Raw genomic sequence first — 20,586 nt, 5'->3', positions numbered from 1 at the left:
CCCGGCCCTGTGGAACAACAGGCACAGCCGCCGTCAGCCTCTTACGTCTCCCTGATCAACCAAGCGCGAAGTAGTCGGCGTAGCGGCGGAGCTTGCCGAAGTTGTTCACTGCGACCGTTTCAACCGGTGACGCGTCTGGCTAGAGTTAGGCTGCATGGGCATCGGTAGAACCTTCCTGGGTATAGCCCTGGTCGCTCTCGTCACCGCGGGCTGCGGCGGATCGGGATCGGATGACAACGCCTCCCGCCCTGCGGACACCGCGCCGCCGAAGAGCGGCAAGGAACTCCCGGTCGCGATCACTTCGGCCGAGCCTGGACTCCTGACGGTGAAGACGCTGCTCCGCGCTCTGCCGCCAAAGCCTGCTGACGACGCAGCGTTCACCGAACGGGTGCTGTGGACGATGCGCAAACAGACCGTGGCCATGGCCGGGGTACCGGGGAAGACCAGCGCCGCGTGCGGGGGCGGCAAAGTGAGCGAGAAGCCTGGCGTGGCCACACGGTGCACTGTCACCTACAACGGCCTGAAGGTCCCCTGGTCCATCCGTTTCGACGAGCCGACCGGTGACTTGAAGCCGTACGAGATCACCGACGCGGGCCAGGCCGTGCTGACGGCGAAGTCTGTCTACGGCAGGTTCTGGAGGGAGTACAACCGGGTCAGCAAGCATCTGCGCTGCGGAAGGATGCCGGACCTCGAACTCGTTCCACACGGCAAGGACACCGGTCACCGCGGCCAGTACGCCTCGGCCGTCGACGGCGAGGCCCGGTGGGCCGATGTCCCGGTGAGCGTGGGCGAGCACGGGGTCGTCTTCGGCAACGGCCGCTCGCCGCGATCCTCTTGACGGACTTCCGGGATGCCGCGGCGTACGGGTCCCGCCTACAAGACGCCGGCCGGCCGGCCGCCGACCCGCGCGGCCGTCTCGCGCAGCCGGATGTGGGCCGCGTCATGGGTGTGGGCGGGGTGCCACCACAGCGCCTCGCGCAACGTCGCTGCCTCGTAGGGCGGCTCCACCACCCGCACGGCGGCGATCGGCGTCAGCATCCGCGCCAGCCGTGCCTGGGTCAGGGCGATGCGCCGGGTACCGGTGACCAGCGGGGGCAGGAGCTGGAAGCTGTCGAAGGACACTTCCACGCGCGGTTCGACGCCGAGCATGCCGAGCTGGCGTACGGCGGGCGCGTCGTAGGTGCGCTGGTAGGTCACCCACGGCAGCCGGGCCAGGTCCTCGCGGGTGAACCGTTCACCGACGTCCGGATGGTCCTCGGCGAGGAGGAACACCCAGCGGTCGTCGTAGAGGTCGGTGGCGGGGAAGCCACTGATCACGCCGTGTGGCATCAGCAGGCCGTCGGTGGCGCTGAGCAGGGTGGCGGTGTCGTCGACGACGGTCGGCTGAGCCTCGAGCACATGGCACCGTACGTCGCCGGACGCGGGGTGCTGCCGGACGTCGGCCGGGTCATCGGCGAGGACGGTGAGCTGCCCGACGGTTTCGCGATCACCGAGGAGCACCTGACGGCGAAGGCGCACGGCGTGACCGTGGACCGCGGGTACGTCGTCGTCGTGCGGACCGGACGGCTAACCCGGGCCCGCCGCGACGGCTGGGCGACTACGCCGGCGGCCCGGCGCCCGGGCTGTCGTTCCGCACGACGGGCTGGCTACACCGCGCGGAGATCGCCGCGATCGCCACCGACACCTGGGGTTTCGAGGTCCGTCCGAACGAGTTCGAGCACGCCTTCCAGCCGCTGCACCAGGTCGCCATCCCGAACATCGGGCTGCTGATCGGCGAGATGTGGGACCCGGACGCGCTCGCCGAGGACTGCGCGGCCGACGGCGTGTACGAGTTCCAGCTCACGGCCGCACCCCTGCCCATCAGCGGGGCGGTCGGCTCCCCCGTCAATCCGGTCGCCGTCAAATAACCTACAGAACAAGGGAGTTTCCTTATGAGCACAACCCGCACGGTCCTGGTCATCGGCGGCGGCGCGGCGGGCAACGCCGCGACGGTCTTCCTGCGCCGCGCCGGCATCGCGGTGGATCTGATCGAGGCCAAGGGCGACTGGAACGCCACCGCCGGCTCCGGCATCACCCTCCAGGGGAACGCCCTGCGCGTCCTGCGCGAACTCGGCGTCTGGGAGCAGGTGAAGGCGTCCGGCTTCGGTTTCGGCTCCGTCGGCATCACCGCCCCCGACGGCACCGTCCTGCATCTCGCCCGGGACCTGCGCACCGGCGGCGACGACCTGCCCGCCACCGTCGGCATGCAGCGCCCGCGCCTCCAGCGGATCCTGATGGACGCCGTACGGGCCAGTGGCGCCACTGTGCGGCTCGGCACGACCGCCGAGATCCTCGGCCAGGACGCGGAGGGGGTCTCGATACGATTCTCCGACGGCAGCGAGGGCCGGTACGACCTGGTCATCGCCGCCGACGGCCTCGGGTCCTCGACCCGCGCGGCGATCGGCATCACGGACAAGCCGGAACCGACCGGCATGGCCATCTGGCGCGTCGCCGCCCCGCGCCCGGCCGGCGTGACCCGCACCGACCTCGCCTACGGCGGCCCGGCCTACATCGCCGGGTACTGCCCCACCAGCGACACCACGCTCTACGCGTACGTCGTCGAGGCCAACCGTGACCGCGCCTCGATCCCGCCGGAGACGTACGCCGAGGAGATGCGGCGCCTGGCCTCCGCCTACGGGGGCTTCTGGCCGGAGATCACCGCGCACATCACCGACCCGGCGAAGGTCAACTACACCTGGTTCGACCGGCTGCTGGTCGAGGGGTCCTGGCACCGCGGCCGGGTGGTGCTGATCGGCGACGCCGCGCACTGCTGCCCGCCCACGCTCGCGCAGGGCGCGGCCCTGTCCCTGGAGGACGCGTGGGTGCTCGCCCGGCTGCTGACCGCCACGGAGACCTGGGACAACGCTCTCTTCCAGGCGTACTACGAGCGGCGCATGGCCCGCGTCCGTCCGGTCGTGGAGGCGTCCGTGCAGATCGGGCAGTGGCAGCTCGACGGCGTCCGTGACGCGGACCTCCCCGGCCTGATGGGGCGCACCATGACGATACTGCGGGAGCTGCCGTGAGCACGGCCCCCACCGTGGAGGTCCACGACCACGTGTTGCTGCCGGAGGTCGAAGCACCGGTGGCCGGCCTCCCGGGACACACGGAGGCGAAGGCCCTGGTCGCCCGGCGCAACGGCCCGGCGGCCCTGGCCGTCAGCGGGGCGTCACCGGCGCCACCCGGGCCAGGGTGCCGCGGAGACGGAGGCGTCAGCCCTCCGTCCACCCGCGTCCGCTCAGCGGGGGCCGACAGCCAGGGCGAGGTTTCCCAGCAGTGGGCTCGGCTCGCCGTGCAGACGATGGTCAGCGCGTCCCGGGCCCGGGTCGCGGCGACGTCGTCGACACGATGCCGCTCCTCGCCAGACGGTTCCCGACCTGTGTGACCATGTCGTTCGTCGGCACGCAGACGGCGATGTCCTCGCGACGGATGCCGTGCCAGGCCTTGATCTTTTCGGTGATCGCGTCCAGTTCGTCCTCGAAGGAGTCGGTGCGCCGCACTACCGGTGCGCTTCCGTACAGCACCGAGCGGTAACCGGCCAGTGTCTCCTCGTCACCGTCCAGGTCGTCGAAGTGCTCGTCCCCGAGCACGCGGAGGGCCGACTTGAGGATCTCGCGCGTGGTCCGGTAGCTCAGGGTGAGCCTGGCGGAGCGGCCACGGATGTGGACACCGAGGCTGCCAGGGTGACACGGTTGTCGCAGATGCGCTGGTGGGTGTCGCCCACCAGGAAGATGTCGTCCGGTCCCGGCGCGACCATGACACGCAGCATCTTCCAGTGAGCGGCGGCCAGGTCCTGGGCCTCGTCGACGACGATGTGTCGGTAGCGGTGGCGCTGCCAGGCGCCGGTCGCGGACTCGGCGTGCACGTTGCCGAGTCCGCCGTTCTCCTCCTTGGCCCGTGCCGCCGCCTCGATCCGCGCCGTGCGTTCGATCTCCAGGCGGGCAGCACGCTCGGCGACCTGGCGGTGGGTCTCCAGGTTCTTCTCGTCGAGCCGCTGGGTGAATCGCTCGGTCAGCTGCCAGATCTCGGCCCGGTCCGCCCGGGTGATGCTCCTGCCCCGTCCGGCCCGGCGGGCCTTGAAGTAGCCGGCCCGGGAGTTGACCGCCTGGCCGAGGATGACCTGCGTCCACTCGTCCATCAGGAATTCGGCGTCCCATTTCGTCTCGCCTGTCTCCAGCAGTATCTGCCGCCACTCGTTCAGGGCGCGGGTGTCGTCGATCCGGCTCTTGGTGCTGCCCGGATCGGCCTCTCGCACCACGCGGGTCGCCAACTGGTCGACGTGGACGATCTCCACCCGGGCCAGGGTCTCGGGCCCCCGAGGGCCAGCAGCCGCTTGCGCAGGTCCGCGGCCAGGTTCTTGTTGAAGGTGGTGAGCAGGACCGGCTTGCAGTTGCCGGGGCCCAGCCGGTCCACGAGGTGCTTCACGCGGTGCAGCGCGATGATCGTCTTGCCGGTGCCCGGGCCACCGCCGACGCGGGCCGGGCCGGAGTACCGGCGGGTCGCGAGCCGCTTCTGGGCGGGGTGGAGGAAGACCTTCCAGCGTCCGAAGTCCCGCTCCTCGATGATGCTTTCGAGGCTTTTGTCGGTCGTGATGACCGTGGTGTCGGTGCGCTCGACCGCCGTCTGGTAGTCCTCGGGGTCGATGTCCTCGACCTCGACGGGTCGGGTGACCTCTTCAAGGACCTGCTGGTACGGGACGTCACGCAGCCGCAGCAGCACCTCCCCGGTGTGCCGGGGCGCGTACTCTACGAGTCCGAGCAGTTCCTCGTCGCTGGTGAGCCGTGCGACGCCTGGGACGAGGGGTTCCGCCACACCGAGATCGACCAGTTGCTGTGGTGTCACGTCCGCGAACAGCGGTCGCTGGCGCGTGGGCTCCGATGCCGCCGACGACGCGGCCGGTGCCGCCTGCGGCCGCCCCCTGCGCAGCATGCCCCACTCGACGATCTCCAGGTCGACGCAGTCGATGCCGCCGGTGACCTGGTTGATGCCGTACGAGAGACGGTCGAGGTTCTCGTACGCGTGCCCCCGGTGCTTGACGGCGACCAGCGGCCACTCGGACTCGCTCAGGTGCAGAAGGAGCGCCCGGTAGTCGGCGTTGACGCGCGCGGAGTACAGGCGGCCGTGGCCTTCGAGCTGCTTCAGCCGCAGGCCGGGGTGGCGGGGGTTGGCCCGGAAGTCGTGCTGGAACTTGCAGACGACGCCGACGATCGCGCGGTCCAGCTTCACGATCTCCCGGTCGGTCTTCTCCAGCAGACGCAGGGTGACCTTGGTCGGGGCGGCGGAGGGGGTCGTGGTCATCGTTCGTCTGCTTCCGTGCGGTCCGTGCCGGTGAACGTCGTGCGCAATCGGTGGGGTCCCACTGAGCGGCGGTACGGGCGTCCCAGCCCGCGTCCGCGAAGGCATGGTCGCGGTCGGCGGCCTCGCGGCCAGGACGACGTCCACCCGCACGGCCGGCCAGGCGAGTTCGGCCTGCCAGCCCGCCGCGTCGAGCTCGGGTGCCGAGTTTGCGCAGGTAGAGCACGGTGGCCAGGACTCTGTCGGCGGTGGTCAGCTTGTCCTTGGCCCCAGCGCCTCGGGCACGGATGCGTTCGCCACCTCGCTGCCGGAGCCGTCCTTAGACTTCGTCTCATTTGGAGTGCTGGGTAATCTTCACCGTGTGGTGATGGTCGAGCGAATGGTGCCGGACGAGTTGTGGGAGCTGTTCCAGCGGGTGGTCCCACCTGCTCCAACACGGCCGCAGGGCGGTGGCCGGCGTCGGTACGGGGACCGCGAGGTCCTCGCGGCGATCATCTTCGTGGCCACGACGGGCTGCACCTGGCGACAGTTGCCGCCGGTCTTCGGCCCGTCGGGGCCGACCGCGCACCGGCGCTTCACCGAGTGGACCGCCGCCCGGGTCTGGGCGAAGCTGCACCGCGTCATCCTTGACGAACTGGGCTCGCGCGGAGATCTGGACTGGTCGCGCTGCGCGATCGACTCGGTGAACATGCGGGCCCTGAAAGGGGGGACCTGACAGGCCCGAATCCTGTAGACCGGGGCAAGAAAGGCTCGAAGATCCACTTGATCACCGAGCGGACCGGTTTACCCCTCTCCATCGGAATCTCCGGCGCGAACCTGCACGACAGCCAGGCACTCGAGCCGCTCGTGCGGAGCATCCCACCGATCCGCTCCCGCCGCGGCCCGCGCAGACGACGGCCCGCCAAGCTGCACGCGGACAAGGGCTACGACTACAACCACCTGCGCCGATGGCTCCGCCAGCGAGGCATCCGGCACCGCATCGCCCGCAAGGGCATCGAGTCCTCCACCCGGCTGGGCCGACATCGCTGGACGATCGAGCGCACGATGTCCTGGCTGGCCGGCTGCCGTCGCCTGCACCGCCGCTACGAGCGCAAGGCCGAACACTTTCTGGCCTTCACCGCCATCGCCTGCAGCCTCATCTGCTACCGCAGACTGTCCAAATGAGACGACGTCTTACCCAGCGGCCCGCCCGCCTGCGGGGCGCCGATGGGCTAGAGGTGCGAGTCGAGTGGGGTGCCGACGCGGGAAGCGTGCACGCGTTCGATGCACCCACCTTTCTGGGAGCATCTGGCCCGACTCGGACGACAGCGAATGCCCCCTATGGGCGGTGTCGGCCCCCGAATCGCGATGCGCACTCCTGCCCCCGGCACACCTTGGCTCTCCCCACAACACAGGGCAACGAGGCAGCGCAATGAGCACACGTCAACCGGAGACCTGTCGCCGTATGACCTGAGCCGCAAAGATCAACCCCAACGCGCTGCTCGACGGGTTACGCCCACAAGTCGACTGACCCGCGCCAACTGATCCAGGACGACCCACCTCACGCTCCATCAGAAACAGCGTCGAACGGGCGTCAAAACATTCCCCGAACCTGCCCATCAGCAGCTTTCTCGGCTTGCCGCGCAGCGTGGGTGCGTTCCCAGAGCGTCAAACGAGCGTCACGGTCGCCAGCCCGTCCCGTCCACTCGGGGCCAGACCGAGCCGCCACGACCAATTGCCACGTCAGGCTCCGTCCCGCTCACTGCGGAGGCCAGCCGGCTCATCATTCGTATGACATGAGCAAGCCTTGCCGGCGCATCGGCCTGTACCGCACCGTCCTGCACGAGGGACTGCGCAACGACCTGCCCCGCTACCTGGACCTGCTCCTCCAGTGCTGGCCGGTGCGGCTCGCCCTGGTCGGCCCGATACTCCCATATTCGAGGCAACGTCAAGGGCGGCAGCCAGACGAAACCCGCAAGTAGCCAAGCCTTCCGTGTCGCGAGACTAGACAGGAGCAACGTCCGTATCCGTTAATCCATCCCATGTATCACTCGAGAGGGTTGATCGGACCGAGATCCCAACGGATGAGCGCGTGACGCGTCGCCCCCGACCGTCCGACCGCCCGACCGCCCGACCGCCCGACCCGTGAACGAACGCACCGAAGACCAAGCAGTCACCTTCCCCCCACCGAAGGGTGCGAGATGTCTTCCTCCGTCAGCAGACGGCGTCTCCTGCAAGTAGCCGGGGCCACGGCCGCCGCCTCTGCCACCGGTTCCCTCATCGGCGCATCGCCTGCCCGAGCGGCCGTCCCTCCCGCAAGGGCCGACATCGGGGTGTCCGCGCATCCCTTCGCGCTCGGCCAGGTCCGGCTCACCGCGAGCCGCTGGCTGGACAACCAGGACCGTACGCGGAACTACCTGCGGTTCGTCGATGTCGACCGGCTGCTGTACAACTTCCGCGCCAACCACCGCCTGGCCACCAACGGTGCAACGACGAACGGTGGTTGGGACGCGCCGACGTTCCCCTTCCGCACCCACGTCCAAGGGCACTTCCTCACGGCGTGGGCACAGCTCTACGCGGTCACCGGGGACACCGTCTGCCGGGACAAGGCAGCCTACATGGTTGCGGAGTTGGCCAAATGCCAGGCCAACAACAGTGCCGCCGGTTTCGGCGCCGGGTATCTCTCCGGCTACCCCGAGTCCGACTTCACCGCTCTCGAGCAGCGGACCTTGAGCAACGGCAACGTGCCGTACTACACCATCCACAAGACCTTGGCCGGCCTGCTGGACGTGTGGCGTCACATCGGCAGCACACAAGCCCGTGACGTCCTGCTCTCCTTGGCAGGGTGGGTCGACCGGCGCACCGGCCGGCTGAGCGGCCAGCAGATGCAGGCCATGCTGCAGACGGAGTTCGGCGGCATGAACACCGTGCTGACCGATCTCTACCAGCAGACAGGCGACGTGCGGTGGCTCACCGCCGCCCAACGGTTCGATCACGCCGCGGTGTTCGACCCTCTGGCGGCCGACCAGGACCAGCTCAGCGGACTGCACGCCAACACACAGGTACCCAAGTGGATCGGGGCCGCACGGGAGTTCAAGGCCACCGGCACGACCCGGTACCGGGACATCGCCAACCATGCCTGGAACTTCTGTGTCAACAACCACACTTATGCCATCGGCGGCAACAGCCAGGCGGAGCACTTCCGCGCCCCTAACGCCATCGCCGGCTACCTGAACAAGGACACGTGCGAAAGCTGCAACACCTTCAACATGCTCACCCTCACCCGGGAACTGTTCGCGCTGGACCCGAATCGGGCCGACTTGTTCGACTACTACGAGCAGGCGTGGCTGAACCAGATGATCGGCCAGCAGAACCCGGCAGACGACCACGGCCATGTCACCTACTTCACCCCGCTCAATCCCGGAGGCCGACGCGGCGTGGGCCCGGCGTGGGGCGGCGGCACGTGGAGCACCGATTACGGCACCTTCTGGTGCTGCCAGGGCACCGGCCTGGAGATGCACACCAGGCTGATGGACTCCCTCTACTACCGCAGTGACACCACGCTGATCGTGAACATGTTCGTGCCCTCGGTGCTCGACTGGTCGGAGCGCGGAATCACCGTCACCCAGACGACGACCTATCCCGTGAGCGACACCACGACCCTACGGGTCACCGGTAACGTCGGCGGAACCTGGGCGATGCGCATACGCATCCCGAGTTGGACCTCCGAGGCCACCGTCAGTGTCAACGGCGCGGCGCAGAACATCACCACCCCGCCCGACAGCTACGCCACCTTGACCCGCTCCTGGACCTCCGGCGACACGGTCACCGTCCGCCTGCCCATGCGGGTCGTCATGCGGGCGGCCAACGACGACGCGAACGTCGCCGCGATCACCTACGGCCCCGTGGTCCTGTCCGGCGACTACGGCGGCTCCGTGCTCAACGCCCCGCCGGCGCTGGACACTTCCTCGATCAGACGGACCGGCGACACGTCGCTCGCCTTCACCGCCACCGCCAACGGATCCACCGTCGACCTGGGCCCGTTCCACGACGCGCACGGCCACAACTACACCGTCTACTGGAACACCAGCGATACCGGCACCGTCCGTCTCGCCAACGTGGGCAGCGGACTCGTGCTGGGCATCCAGAACATGTCCACGGCTGACGGCGGCCTCGCTCTTCAGTGGAACGACTCGGGCACCGCCGACCACGACTGGCGCATGATCCCCGACGGAGACGGGTTCCGCTTCCGCAACGCTCACAGCGGCAAGGTGCTCGGCGTCCAGGGCATGTCCACGACAGATGGTGCGACCGTCCTGCAGTGGGCGGACAATGGCACCGCCGACCATCGCTGGACGCTGCTCGACCAGGGAGACGGGACCTGCAAGATCCGCAACGCGCACAGCGGCAAGTTGCTCGCCATCGCGAACAGCTCCACCGCTGTCGGCGCGTTCGCGGTGCAGGACTCGGATGACGGCACCGCCGACAACCGCTGGCGCCTAGTGCGGAACTGACACCCCCCGGAGGCGAATTGTGATCACTCTCCCCACTCCCTTGCGCGACACTTCGACCATTGTTCGAAATCACGAACATTGCCGTGCGATGGCGAGCACCAAGGTCGGGTCGTAGCGCATCAACAGGCCGGACAGCCCCTGACGGGGCCGACCGGAACCGCTCACTCAAGGAATGAGACCCCCATGCGCAGACGTGGTTTCAGCCCCAGGCATCTGTCCGTGGTGCTCGCGGCCCTGGTCGCTTCGGCGGCGACACTCGTCGCCAACCCGGCTCAGGCGGCCACCAGCGGCGCGTTGCGCGGCGCCGGTTCCGGCCGGTGTCTCGATGTGCCGAACGCCGGCCAGACGGACGGCACGAACCCGCAGATCTGGGACTGCACGGGCGGGACCAACCAGCAGTGGACGCTGACGGACAACAACCAGCTGACCGTGTACGGCAACAAGTGCCTGGATGTACCCGGCCACGCCACCACGGCTGGTACGCGGGTGCAGATCTGGGCCTGCCACGGCGGTGCGAACCAACAGTGGCGGGTGAACTCCGACGGCACGATCGTCGCAGTGGAGTCCGGACTCTGCCTGGACGTCAGCGGCGGCGCCACGGGCAACGGCACGGCGGTGCAGCTCTGGAACTGCAACGGCGGCAGCAACCAGAAGTGGACGGGACCGTCCGCGCCGCCGGGCGATACGTGCGCTCTCCCGTCGGCGTACCGGTGGTCGTCGACCGGCCCGTTGGCGCAGCCGTCGAACGGCTGGGTCGCACTGAAGGACTTCACCACTGTGCCGTACAACGGCAAACAGCTGGTCTACGCGACCACCTCTGACGGGTCGTCGTGGGGCACGATGGCGTTCCGTCCCTTCACGAACTGGTCGGACATGGCAACGGCCACCCAGACCGGGATGAGCCCGGGCTTGGCGGTGGCGCCCAAACTGTTCTACTTCGCGCCCAAGGACATCTGGGTGCTGACATCCAACGGGTGGGGTACCGCCTGGCCCTTCACCTACCGCACGTCCAGCGACCCCACCAACCCCAACGGCTGGTCCGCCCCGCAGCCGCTGTTCACCGGCAGCCTCCCCGAAAGCGGTCCGATCGACCCGACCATGATCGCCGACGGCGAGAACATGTACATGTTCTTCGGCGATGACAACGGCAAGGTCTACAAGTCGACCATGCCGATCGGGAACTTCCCGGGCAGCTTCGGCTCGTCGTACACCACGGTCCTGAGCGACACGAAGGAAAGGCTGTTCGAGGCGCCGGAGGTCTACAAGGTCAAGGGCCAGAACCAGTACCTCTTGATCGTCGAGGCGATGGGTGCGAACGGACGCTACTTCCGCTCGTTCACCGCCTCCAGCCTCAGCGGTTCGTGGACCGTGCAGGCCGGCAGCGAAAGCAGCCCCTTCGCCGGCAAGGCCAACAGCGGAGCCACCTGGACCAACGACATCAGCCACGGTGACCTGGTCCGCGACAACCCCGACCAGACCATGACCGTCGACCCCTGCAACCTGCAATTCCTCTACCAGGGCAGGAGCCCCGCATCGGACGGCACCGACTACCTGAAACTGCCGTACCGGCCGGGTCTCCTCACCCTGCGACGCTGACCCGCGCGCACATGGTCACACACCCCTGACCGCCGATCAGGCCCGCAAAGCGGCGACCGCTGCGCGGGCCGGGAAGGAACCCCCATGGTTCCCCTGCACAGACGACTGCTGCGGCTCCTCGCGGCCACCGCGCTGACGCTCAGCGCCTGCGCCACGGCCTCCGTCGGCACGACCGCCCAGGCCGCGCCGGGCAGCCCCGCGTTGACCCCGCCGCTCGGCTGGAACAGCTGGAACAGCTTCGGATGCGGGATCACCGAGGCGCAGGTCCGCCAGGCCGCCGACGCGATGGTGTCCTCGGGCATGAAGGCCGCCGGCTACCAGTACGTCGTCGTCGACGACTGCTGGTTCGACCCCCAGCGCGACGCGACGGGCAACCTGCGGGCCAACCCGACCAAGTTCCCCAGTGGCATGAAGGCGCTCGGCGACTACATCCACGGCAAGGGACTGAAGTTCGGCATCTACCAGGCGCCCAACGAGAAGACATGCGCCCAGGGGGTGGGCACCTACCCCGGCTCCACCGGCAGCAAGGGGCATGAGGCCCAGGACGCCGCCACGTTCGCCTCCTGGGGCGTGGACTACCTCAAGTACGACTGGTGCTCCGGCAGCGGCACCCTCAGCGAGCAGATCGCACAGTTCACCATCATGCGCGACGCCCTGCGCGCCACCGGCCGTCCGATCATCTACAGCATCAACCCCAACAGCTTCCACTCCCCCGCCGGCGACAAGTACAACTGGGGTCAGGTCGCCGACCTGTGGAGGACGACCGAGGACCTGCTCGACATCTGGCAGAACAACAACACCAACAGTTATCCGATGGGCGTCGGCAACGTCCTGGACGTCACCGCGCCCCTGGCCGCGCAGTCGGGCCCGGGACACTGGAACGACCCCGACATGCTCGTCGTCGGCCGCCCCGGCCTGTCACTGACCGAGTCCCGCTCCCATTTCGCCCTGTGGGCGCTGCTCTCGGCCCCCCTCATGGCCGGTAACGACATCCGCACCATGTCCGCCGACGTGAGCGCGATCCTGCGCAACCCGCGCCTGCTGGCGGTGAACCAGGACTCGCTGGGCGCGGGCGGTCGCCGGGTGCGCGACGACGGCGACACCGAGGTGTTCGCCAAGCGCCTGTCCGACGGCTCGGTCGCCGTGGGCCTGTTCAACCGAGGGAGCAGCACCGCGACCATCACGGCCACGGCCGCCCAGGTCGGCCTGACCGGTGAGTCGTTCACCCTCACCGACCTGTGGTCCGGTGGCACGTCGAGCGGCTCCGGGCAGATCTCCGCGAGCGTCCCGGCACATGGTGTCGCCGTGTACAAGATGACCGGCGGCAGCCCTCTGGCCTCTACCACCGGGCGCCTGCGCGGTGGCGGGTCCGGCCGCTGCCTGGACGTGGACGGCGCCGCCACCGCGGCCGGGTCGAAGACACTGCTGTGGGACTGCCACACCGCTGCCAACCAGCTCTGGACCAGCTGGGCCGGAGGCGAGATCCGCGTCTACGGCGACAAGTGCCTGGACGCCTCCGGCCGGGGCACCACCAACGGCACGCCGGTCGTCATCTGGCCTTGCAACGGCCAGGACAACCAGAAGTGGACGGTCGGCTCCGACGGGTCGGTCCGCAACGTCCGCGCCGGGCTGTGCCTCGACGCCAAGGAGGCCGGCTCCGCCAACGGGACCCCGGTCATCCTGTGGACCTGCAACGGCCAGAACGACCAGAAGTGGACCACGCTCCCGTGACACGCGACCCGTAACCCGTCACCGCGCAGGCCGGCTTGACAGGCCCACGAAGTACACCGGCCGTGGCGGGGCCGCAGGCGGTCGTGCCTGCGGCCCCGCTCGGGTGTCGAGGTCAGGACGGGCCGCTGTACCGCAGGCCGCGTCCGTTGGTGCCGACGCCTGGTACCCGTTGCCCGACTTGGCCTTGCCGGCCGGAGGGCAGGCCGGTGGCGCGAGCGGTGAAGGTCGCGCCACCGTCGGTGCTGGCGTAGAGCGTGCCGCTGGACAGGGAGTAGCAGGTCTGGCCGACGACTGGGAAGTGACGGGATGTGAGGGGCGACGGCGCTTGGGGGCCGGATGACCGCTGCTCCGCAGCGGTGCCCGCTACCGATGTTCTTCCGGGATCCGCCCCCGGAGAGGGTGCGGATCCCGGAGAGGGTCATCCGGCGGTCAGAGTGGTCCACTTCTGGTTGGAGGCGCCGTTGCAGTCCCACAGGTGGAGCTGCGTGGCGTCGGCCGTGGAGGAGCCCGGAACGTCGAGGCAGCGGCCCGAAGCGGGGTTGCGGTAGCCGCCGTTGTAGGGCTGCCAGACCTGGTTGGCGCCGCCGTGACAGGACCAGAGCTGCACCTTGGTTCCGTTCGCGGTGCCCCAGCCGGCCGCGTCGAGGCACTTGCCCATGGAGCGCAGCGTGCCGTCGGTGTAGGCGGACCACAACTGGTTGGCACCGCTGCCACAGCTCCACGTCTGGACGGCGGTCCCGTCGGCTGTGGCGGCGCCTGCGACGTCCATGCACTTGCCGGCGATGCCGGACTGTACGCGTGCGGGGGCGGGGGCGGGGTTCTTCAGCCATCCGGCGCTGTCCGCGGCCCGGATGCCGCGGTGGAAGGCGTCGGCCATCTTCTGGTAGCCCGAGTCGTTGGGGTGCAGGGGGTCGGCCAGGTCGGCCGTGGTCAGGCCGCTCATGTCGACGTGGGCGACGTGTTTGCCCGCCGCTTGTGCCTCGCTGACGATGTGGCGGGTGGCCTCGTTGTACTCGCCTCGGAACCGCTCCTCCGAGCTGCTGGTGGACACGACCAGGGAGGCGACGAGGACGGTTGCGTCGGGGACGTCGGCGGTGATCTGGTTGACCAGCGACTTCAGCCGGGCAATGGCGGTGTTGACCTCGGAGGCCCCTTGGAGGTCGTTGGTGCCGATGTGCAGCGTGACGACATTGGGCCGGTAGCGGGTGAGCGAGGCGTCGGCGAGTGCGGCGATCTGGTCGATGCGGTAGCCCGAGTGGCCCTCGTTGTCGGGATCGGACATCGAACCGGCCCGCCCGGTGCCTACGAAGTCCAGCGGGTGGCCGTCCGAAGCGAGTCTGTCCCACAACGGCGCCCGGTAGCCGTTGCCCGTGCTGCTTCCCACACCCCAAGTTATCGAGTCGCCCAACGGCATGACCCGCAAAGGCGTGTCGGAGGCGGCGGAGGCGGGGGTCACACCTGCCGCTGTCAGCCCGAGCACGGCGGAGACAAGCGTGACCAGGGGTAGGATCCGAGACTTTTTCATGGAGCTCCTTCTCTTCTGCGAGTGACTGCTGTTCAGCGGGGCTTGTCGCCGCCCGGCGGGCGTCAGGGTGCGGTGCGTCACGGCGATCCGCTCGGCGTGCGGAACGCCGAGCACAAGGACGCCCTGTCGGCCGTTGCTGCCGAGGAAGGCGGTTTCCCACCGGGTTGCCGGGTGCGGCCGTCAGGCGCCGTGGACGGTGAGGACGACGCCGCTGCGCTGTCGCGCGTCAGGCGGGCTCCCCGTACTGCGCGCCGCGTTTCGTTGGTGGCGATGTAGACCCGCCCGTAGACGCGGGGATCGCCGGTGATGGCGGCTCCGGTCCAGCCCCACTGGTGACGGTCGTCGTTGATCCGTGTCCAGGTCTTCGCCTCGTCGTTCGGAGCGGTGGACGGCGGTGATGGTGTCCGTGGCGCCGGCCATGTAGAGCGCCGGGTAGGAAGCGCCCCTGGCGGCCTTGCCGAAGCCCAGGGTGTGTGAGGCGTGGCAGCTGCCGACCTCGGTGAAGGTCGCGCCGCCGTCGGTCGAGCGGTAGAACCCGTTGCCCTTGAGGCTGAGCCACAGGTCGCCGCTGCGGCCGGGTGCCGCGACCAGCTGGAACTCGGTGTCGCCCGAGCTGAGGCCGGTGGCCCGCGCGGTGAAGGTCTGGCCGCTGTCGGCGCTGGCGAAGAGTGTGCCGGTGGTGGTGTCGAAGGCGTAGCAGCGGGTGGGGTCGAGGAGGTCGGCGACGGGTGCCGCTCCCTTGGGGAAGGTGGGGATCTCGGTCCAGGTGGCGCCGTTGTCGATCGAGCGGTGGGCGGGGCTGGCGGTGCCGAAGGACCACAGCGGCACGCTGGCGTCGGCGTTGGTGGCGATCGGGCCGGGTGCGCTCCTGGCGGGGTCCCGCTGGGTCTTGAAGAGCGTGTGCATGACATACCTCTTCCTTGCGTCAAGGAGACGGAAAGAGCGACGCCCCTGAGGGGCGCGGGGACCTTGCCGGTGCAGTCGGCCGCCGAGACGTTCTCCAACGGAAGGTCCGGCTGCGCCACATCGCTGCGATGCGCGTCGGGAGCAGCTTGTCGGCGGCCTTGCCCTAGGTGGTGCCCCCGGCACGTCGCCGCGCCCCACTGCCCGACCTGCCCCGGGCGGTGAGCAGCGGCATCCCACCGGTCACCGCTGCGGTGGCGAACGCCGTGGAGGCGAGGAAGCCTCTCCGGCTTGGTCCGCAGCAGGCGGAGGCGGCATTCGGTGTCATCGCGTCACCCCTTCATGGCACACCAGGACACCCGGCGGAGGGCCCTCGGCTGCGGTGTCGTGACTGGAATTGGCTGAGCTGGAAGCAGGCATTCCATTACTGCTACGTCATGCACAGTCGAAGCGCTTCGATGTTGCTGCGAGGTTAAGTGAAGGCATGAGGGCGCACAAGGGCCGCTTCCAAGTCAACTCCAGGAGCCAACAAAACCGGTCAGCGCGCTCTGCTCAACCAGCGAGGCTGACTTCTTGGCACTGCCCTGGAGCTCTGGCGAGCATCGAAGCGCTTCACTGCCCTTCTCCGGTCCATCGCAGGGCAGGAGAGCCGGGGTCGGCGCTGTGGACGGTGATGGAGAGCCCCTGCTCACCGAGCAGGTTCGACAACCCACGGTCGTAGGGGTTCTTGGCGACCTCAACCCGCAGCACCCCGACTCCGCCGCGGGCCACGCGTTCCCATTCGGGGTACATCCGGGTGGCGCGGGGGTCGAGGAGGACGAACCGGCAGGTGTTGGCCGGCTCCTGCTCGACCTCGCCGAGCAGAGCGCGGGCGAGCGGATGGGCGGCCAGGATGTCGATGCGGCGGTTGCGCACGTACGCCGGCTGGTCGTGCAGGCCCTCGATGATGCGGAGCACGCTCGGCCGCACGGTGGCCCTCTTCGGACGGCGCCGAACCCGGGCCGGAGTGGCGCTCGTCGCACGGGCCAGGGACAACATCGGCAGAACAGCCCGTACGGACGCCGCCCCTGCGGTGACGCCTCATCAGAACGAGCGTCATCTGAGCGTCAGGACGACTGTCGCCGTCCGGGCCGAAATACGTAAAGACGATCACGTCGCTTTCGACAGTCACCACGGGAACGCCAGGTCGGACAGCCTTCGCGAGCCAAGAAGGGGCTCCACACCGTGCGCTCGGGGAAACAGGTCGAGTCCGCCCGGCCGCACCTGAGGTGCCTATGAAAGCCGCAGGTCACAGGCCCTTCGCAGCCGGCTCCAGAATCGCCACGCACTCCACATGATGCGTCATCGGAAACAGATCGAACGCCCGCAGCGTCCGCACCCGGTAGCCGCCCTCGCGGAAGTAGCCCAGGTCCCGGGCGAGTGCGGCGGGGTCGCAGGCGACGTAGGCGATGCGGCGCGCGCCCAGGGAGGACAGGTGGGACACCGTCGTACGGCCGGCGCCGGCCCGGGGCGGGTCCAGGACGATCAGGTCGACCTCCGTGATGCCGGTGCGCGGCAGGACGGACTCGACCTTGCCCTGTTCGACGCGGACGCGCGGGAAGTCGGCCAGGTTGTGCCGCGCGTCCTCCACCGCCCGCTTGCCGGACTCGATGCCGAGGACCGCGCCGTTCTCGCCGAGGCGGTCGGCGAGCGCGCCGGCGAAGAGGCCGACGCCGCAGTAGAGGTCGAGGGCCGTCTCGCCCTTGCGCGGCAGCAGGCCCTGCATCACCGCGGTGACGAGCGTGTCGGCCGCCTTCGGGTGGACCTGCCAGAAGCCGCCGTTGCCCACCCGGTGGGTACGGCCGTCGGCGCGTTCGCGGACGAAGGGGCGGCCGTGGACGCGGTGCACCCCGCCGTCCTTCTCGCCGACCCGCAGCACCGACACGGGCCTGTCCAGCTCCACGATCGGCAGCCGTTCGCCCGGGCGCGGGGTGAGGATGACCTGGCGGTCCTGGGAGCCCGTCGCCGCGATGGCCTCGACCGACTCCATGCCGGTCCAGTCCCGCTTCTCGATGCCCAGCTCGCTGACGCCCGCCGCCGCGATCATGCAGTGGTCGATGCGCTCGACCTCGTGCGAGCGGTGCCGGCGCAGTCCGGCGTGGCCGTCGGCGTCGACGGCGTACTGGACGCGGGTGCGCCACTGCGGGACCTGGCCGGCGGGCAGCTTGTCGCCCTCGGCCGGGAGCACGGTGCCGTCCCAGCCGGCCTCCTCGGGGGTGAGCCCGGCGAGCCGCTGGAGCTGTTCGGCGATGACGTCGGCCTTGAGCCGGCGCTGGGCACCCGGCTTGGCGTGCTGCCAGTCGCAGCCGCCGCAGCGGCCGGGGCCGGCGAAGGGGCAGGGCGCCTCGATGCGGTCCTTGGACGCCTCCAGGACGCGTACGGCGTCCGCGCGGAGGAAGCGGGCCCCTTCCTCCCCCTCGGTGACCCTCGCGACCACCCGCTCGCCGGGCAGCGTGTGCCGGACGAACAGCACCTGTCCCTCGGCGGTACGGGCGATGCAATGGCCGCCGTGGGCGACGGGGCCGATCTCGACCTCGTACTCCTCGCCCACCAGGGACTGGGCCGGTTCTGCCTGCATGGTGGGGTGACTCCAGATCGGGAAATCGGCGAAGGGGGGAGGCCCGCGGCGGCGGGCCCGACAACAGCCCACCAGTCTACGGCCTCCCCGCACCGGCTCAGTCCTTGGCCGACGGCTCCCTGGGCCGTTCCACGGCCGGGCCGCGCCGGACCGCGCCGGGCGCGTTCCACTCCTGCCGCTTGCGGGCCCGCAGCTTGGCCGCCTCGGAGGACGCCAGCTGGTAGGGGACGGAGGTGACCATCACGCCGGGGGTGAAGAGCAGGCGGCCCTTCAGGCGCAGGGCGCTCTGGTTGTGGAGCAGGTGCTCGTACCAGTGGCCGACCACGTACTCGGGGATGATCACGGAGACCGCGTCGCGCGGGGACTCCTTGCGCAGGCTCTTGACGTACTCGATCACCGGGCGGGTGACCTCGCGGTACGGGGAGTCCAGAACCTTCAGCGGCACGTCGATGCCGCGCCGCTCCCACTCCTCGCGCAGCCCCTTGGTCTCGGCCGGGTCGACGTTGACGGTCAGCGCCTCCAGTGTGTCGGAGCGCATCAGCTTGGCGTAGGCGAGGGCGCGCAGCGTGGGGCGGTGGATCTTGGAGATCAGCACGACCGAGTGGACGCGGGAGGGGCGGACCATGTCGTCGCTGGGGCCCTCGGGCGCGGCGATCTCCTCGGCGACCCGGTCGTAGTGCTTCCGGATCGCGGTCATCGTCGCGTAGAAGATGCACATGCCGAGCAGGGCCACCCAGGCACCGTGCGTGAACTTGGTGACCAGGACGACGACGAGCACCAGGCCGGTGAAGAAGGCGCCGAACGCGTTGATCGCACGGGAGCGGACCATGTGGCTGCGCTTGGCCGGGTCCTTCTCGACGGCGAGGTGGCGGTTCCAGTGCCGGACCATGCCGGTCTGGCTGAGCGTGAAGGACACGAACACGCCGACGATGTACAGCTGGATCAGCCGGGTGGAGTCGGCGCCGTAGATCACCACGAGCAGGACGGCCGCGCCGGCGAGCAGCACGATGCCGTTGGAGAAGGCGAGGCGGTCGCCGCGGGTGTGCAGCTGGCGCGGCAGGTAGCGGTCCTGGGCGAGGATGGAGCCGAGCAGCGGGAAGCCGTTGTACGCCGTGTTCGCGGCCAGGAACAGCACCAGGGCGGTGGCGGCGGCGAGGACGACGAACAGGAGGCTGCCCTTGCCGAAGACCGCCTCGGCGACCTGGGAGATCACCGGGTTCTGGACGTAGCCGGAGCCGAGCGGGACGCCGTTGTGCAGCAGGTCGGTGGCCGGGCGCTCGGCCATCCGGACCTTCGTCGTCATGGCGAGGGCGATGATGCCGCAGAACATGGTGACGGCGAGCAGGCCCATCATCGCGAGCGTGGTCGCCGCGTTCTTCGACTTGGGCTTGCGGAAGGCCGGGACGCCGTTGGAGATGGCCTCGACGCCGGTGAGGGCCGCACAGCCGGAGGAGAAGGCGCGCAGCATCAGGAAGACGAGGGCGAAGCCGGCGAGGCCCTGGTGCTCGGCCTTGATGTGGTAGTCGGCCGTCGGGGCCCGCATGGTGTCGCCGAGGACGAGACCGCGGAAGGCGCCCCAGGCGATCATGACGAAGACGCCGCCGACGAAGACGTAGGTCGGGATCGCGAAGAGCTTGCCCGACTCCTTCACGCCGCGCAGGTTCATCAGCGTCAGCAGCACGATCACGGCGGTCGCGCAGAACACCTTGTGCTCGACCACGAAGGGGACCGCGGAGCCCAGGTTCTCGATGCCGGAGGCGATGGAGACGGCGACGGTCAGGACGTAGTCCACGAGCAGCGCGCTGGCCACGGTGAGGCCGGCCTTGGGACCGAGGTTGGTGGTCGCGACCTCGTAGTCGCCGCCGCCGCTCGGGTAGGCGTGCACGTTCTGCCGGTAGGAGGCGACCACGGTGAACATCAGCACGACCACCGCGACGGCGATCCAGGGGCTGAAGTGGTACGCCGACACGCCCGCGATGGACAGGACCAGCAGAACCTCCCCCGGCGCGTACGCGACGGAGGACAGCGGGTCGGAGGCGAAGACGGGGAGTGCGATGCGCTTCGGCAGGAGCGTCTCGCCCAGCCGGTCGCTGCGCAGTGCGCGCCCGATCAGGATCCGTTTGGGCACGTCGGTCAGTTTGGACACGAGAGAGGATCGTAAGCCTTCGAACAGGCACCCGCCCACCCGGCGTGCTTGATCTGCCTCACGAGTGAAATCGGGGGCGCACGGAACTGCGGAATCCGTGGTTGGTGTGCCCTCCGTGCCTAGATGGCAAACCCCGTCTGTCGACGCACTCCGGAGGTTCCATGCCCGCGACCGCGGTGCTGATCGGCGCGTTCCTGACCCTGGCCGGCCTCGGAATCCTGACCCTGTGCAGCGTGCGCAGCAT

The 20,586-nt window shown here is 69.4% G+C and carries 11 protein-coding genes and 6 pseudogenes; 9 read left to right on the top strand and 8 right to left on the bottom strand.

Annotation, left to right across the window (positions count from 1 at the left end):
- The first annotated feature begins 154 nt into the window (after positions 1–154).
- Positions 155–838 (top strand): hypothetical protein, encoded by a 684-nt coding sequence (locus IF37_RS44260; RefSeq protein ID WP_158727269.1) that lies wholly within the window; start codon positions 155–157, stop codon positions 836–838.
- Between the two features lie 35 nt (positions 839–873).
- Here the strand turns inward: IF37_RS44260 and IF37_RS0102170 are convergent.
- Positions 874–1,380, bottom strand: a pseudogene (locus tag IF37_RS0102170) (LysR substrate-binding domain-containing protein); the annotation flags it as partial.
- A gap of 9 nt (positions 1,381–1,389) precedes the next feature.
- On the opposite strand from IF37_RS0102170, the pseudogene IF37_RS38915 reads away from it, so the two are divergent.
- From IF37_RS38915 to IF37_RS45450, 3 genes and pseudogenes are all read left to right on the top strand, one after another.
- Positions 1,390–1,907: pseudogene (locus IF37_RS38915) on the top strand (cyclase family protein); the annotation flags it as partial.
- Positions 1,908–1,931: 24 nt separating this feature from the next.
- On the top strand, positions 1,932–3,062 hold the full coding sequence (locus IF37_RS0102160) for an FAD-dependent oxidoreductase (RefSeq protein ID WP_030735155.1): 1,131 nt from the start codon (positions 1,932–1,934) through the stop codon (positions 3,060–3,062).
- Positions 3,059–3,202, top strand: a pseudogene (locus IF37_RS45450) (amidohydrolase); the annotation flags it as partial. The gene IF37_RS0102160 and the pseudogene IF37_RS45450, both read left to right, overlap by 4 nt.
- Before the next feature lie 181 nt (positions 3,203–3,383).
- Here IF37_RS45450 and IF37_RS46535 read toward each other — a convergent pair.
- Positions 3,384–5,334: pseudogene (locus tag IF37_RS46535) on the bottom strand (UvrD-helicase domain-containing protein); the annotation flags it as partial.
- 364 nt (positions 5,335–5,698) lie between these two features.
- Between IF37_RS46535 and IF37_RS43315 the strand changes: the two are divergent.
- From IF37_RS43315 to IF37_RS0102130, 5 genes are all read left to right on the top strand, one after another.
- A protein-coding gene (locus IF37_RS43315) for an IS5 family transposase (protein WP_173456700.1) occupies positions 5,699–6,495 on the top strand; the annotation gives its coding sequence in 2 pieces (ribosomal slippage) (positions 5,699–6,044 and positions 6,044–6,495; 798 coding nt in all).
- A gap of 611 nt (positions 6,496–7,106) precedes the next feature.
- Complete coding sequence (locus tag IF37_RS41405; protein WP_253915609.1) at positions 7,107–7,292, top strand: hypothetical protein; 186 nt, start codon at positions 7,107–7,109, stop codon at positions 7,290–7,292.
- A 219-nt stretch (positions 7,293–7,511) separates the two neighbouring features.
- Positions 7,512–9,824: a beta-L-arabinofuranosidase domain-containing protein gene (locus tag IF37_RS0102140; protein WP_030735151.1), complete on the top strand. Its 2,313-nt coding sequence runs from the start codon at positions 7,512–7,514 to the stop codon at positions 9,822–9,824.
- Positions 9,825–10,007: 183 nt separating this feature from the next.
- The gene (locus IF37_RS0102135) at positions 10,008–11,420 is read left to right on the top strand and encodes a non-reducing end alpha-L-arabinofuranosidase family hydrolase (protein ID WP_030735149.1); all 1,413 of its coding nucleotides are present in this window, start codon (positions 10,008–10,010) and stop codon (positions 11,418–11,420) included.
- Positions 11,421–11,504: 84 nt separating this feature from the next.
- Positions 11,505–13,151, top strand: a complete 1,647-nt coding sequence (locus IF37_RS0102130) for a ricin-type beta-trefoil lectin domain protein (RefSeq protein ID WP_030735146.1) — start codon at positions 11,505–11,507, stop codon at positions 13,149–13,151.
- 418 nt (positions 13,152–13,569) lie between these two features.
- On the opposite strand, the gene IF37_RS0102125 is transcribed toward IF37_RS0102130, so the two are convergent.
- The 6 genes and pseudogenes from IF37_RS0102125 to IF37_RS0102105 all read right to left on the bottom strand — a co-directional run bounded on the left by IF37_RS0102125 (position 13,570) and on the right by IF37_RS0102105 (position 20,342).
- Entirely contained in the window at positions 13,570–14,676 is a 1,107-nt protein-coding gene (locus IF37_RS0102125; RefSeq protein WP_030735145.1) for a ricin-type beta-trefoil lectin domain protein, read from the bottom strand.
- 226 nt (positions 14,677–14,902) lie between these two features.
- Positions 14,903–15,549: pseudogene (locus IF37_RS0102120) on the bottom strand (WD40/YVTN/BNR-like repeat-containing protein); the annotation flags it as partial.
- Between the two features lie 92 nt (positions 15,550–15,641).
- Positions 15,642–15,907 (bottom strand): annotated as a pseudogene (locus tag IF37_RS45445) (Tat pathway signal sequence domain protein); the annotation flags it as partial.
- 284 nt (positions 15,908–16,191) lie between these two features.
- On the bottom strand, positions 16,192–16,536 hold the full coding sequence (locus tag IF37_RS0102115) for a hypothetical protein (protein WP_253915606.1): 345 nt from the start codon (positions 16,534–16,536) through the stop codon (positions 16,192–16,194).
- Positions 16,537–16,867: 331 nt separating this feature from the next.
- Positions 16,868–18,196 carry a class I SAM-dependent RNA methyltransferase gene (locus IF37_RS0102110; RefSeq protein ID WP_030735142.1) on the bottom strand — a complete coding sequence of 443 codons (1,329 nt, stop codon included), beginning with the start codon at positions 18,194–18,196 and terminating at the stop codon, positions 16,868–16,870.
- A gap of 97 nt (positions 18,197–18,293) precedes the next feature.
- Positions 18,294–20,342, bottom strand: a complete 2,049-nt coding sequence (locus tag IF37_RS0102105; RefSeq protein ID WP_030735138.1) for an APC family permease — start codon at positions 20,340–20,342, stop codon at positions 18,294–18,296.
- Positions 20,343–20,586: the final 244 nt, after the last annotated feature.

Origin of the sequence: Streptomyces sp. NRRL S-31 (genome assembly GCF_000718775.1) — a bacterium.
GTDB lineage: Bacteria > Actinomycetota > Actinomycetes > Streptomycetales > Streptomycetaceae > Streptomyces.
Note: the sequence above shows the minus strand (reverse complement) of the source record. Positions and strands in the feature narration are given on the sequence as shown.

Excerpts from the sequence above, each read along its gene's own strand:
- IF37_RS44260 (WP_158727269.1), top strand. The coding sequence starts at position 155 with ATGGGCATCGGTAGAACCTTCCTGGGTATAGCCCTGGTCGCTCTCGTC.
- IF37_RS0102160 (WP_030735155.1), top strand. The coding sequence starts at position 1,932 with ATGAGCACAACCCGCACGGTCCTGGTCATCGGCGGCGGCGCGGCGGGC.
- IF37_RS41405 (WP_253915609.1), top strand. The coding sequence starts at position 7,107 with ATGAGCAAGCCTTGCCGGCGCATCGGCCTGTACCGCACCGTCCTGCAC.
- IF37_RS0102140 (WP_030735151.1), top strand. The coding sequence starts at position 7,512 with ATGTCTTCCTCCGTCAGCAGACGGCGTCTCCTGCAAGTAGCCGGGGCC.
- IF37_RS0102135 (WP_030735149.1), top strand. The coding sequence starts at position 10,008 with ATGCGCAGACGTGGTTTCAGCCCCAGGCATCTGTCCGTGGTGCTCGCG.
- IF37_RS0102130 (WP_030735146.1), top strand. The coding sequence starts at position 11,505 with ATGGTTCCCCTGCACAGACGACTGCTGCGGCTCCTCGCGGCCACCGCG.
- IF37_RS0102125 (WP_030735145.1), bottom strand. The coding sequence starts at position 14,676 with ATGAAAAAGTCTCGGATCCTACCCCTGGTCACGCTTGTCTCCGCCGTG.
- IF37_RS0102110 (WP_030735142.1), bottom strand. The coding sequence starts at position 18,196 with ATGCAGGCAGAACCGGCCCAGTCCCTGGTGGGCGAGGAGTACGAGGTC.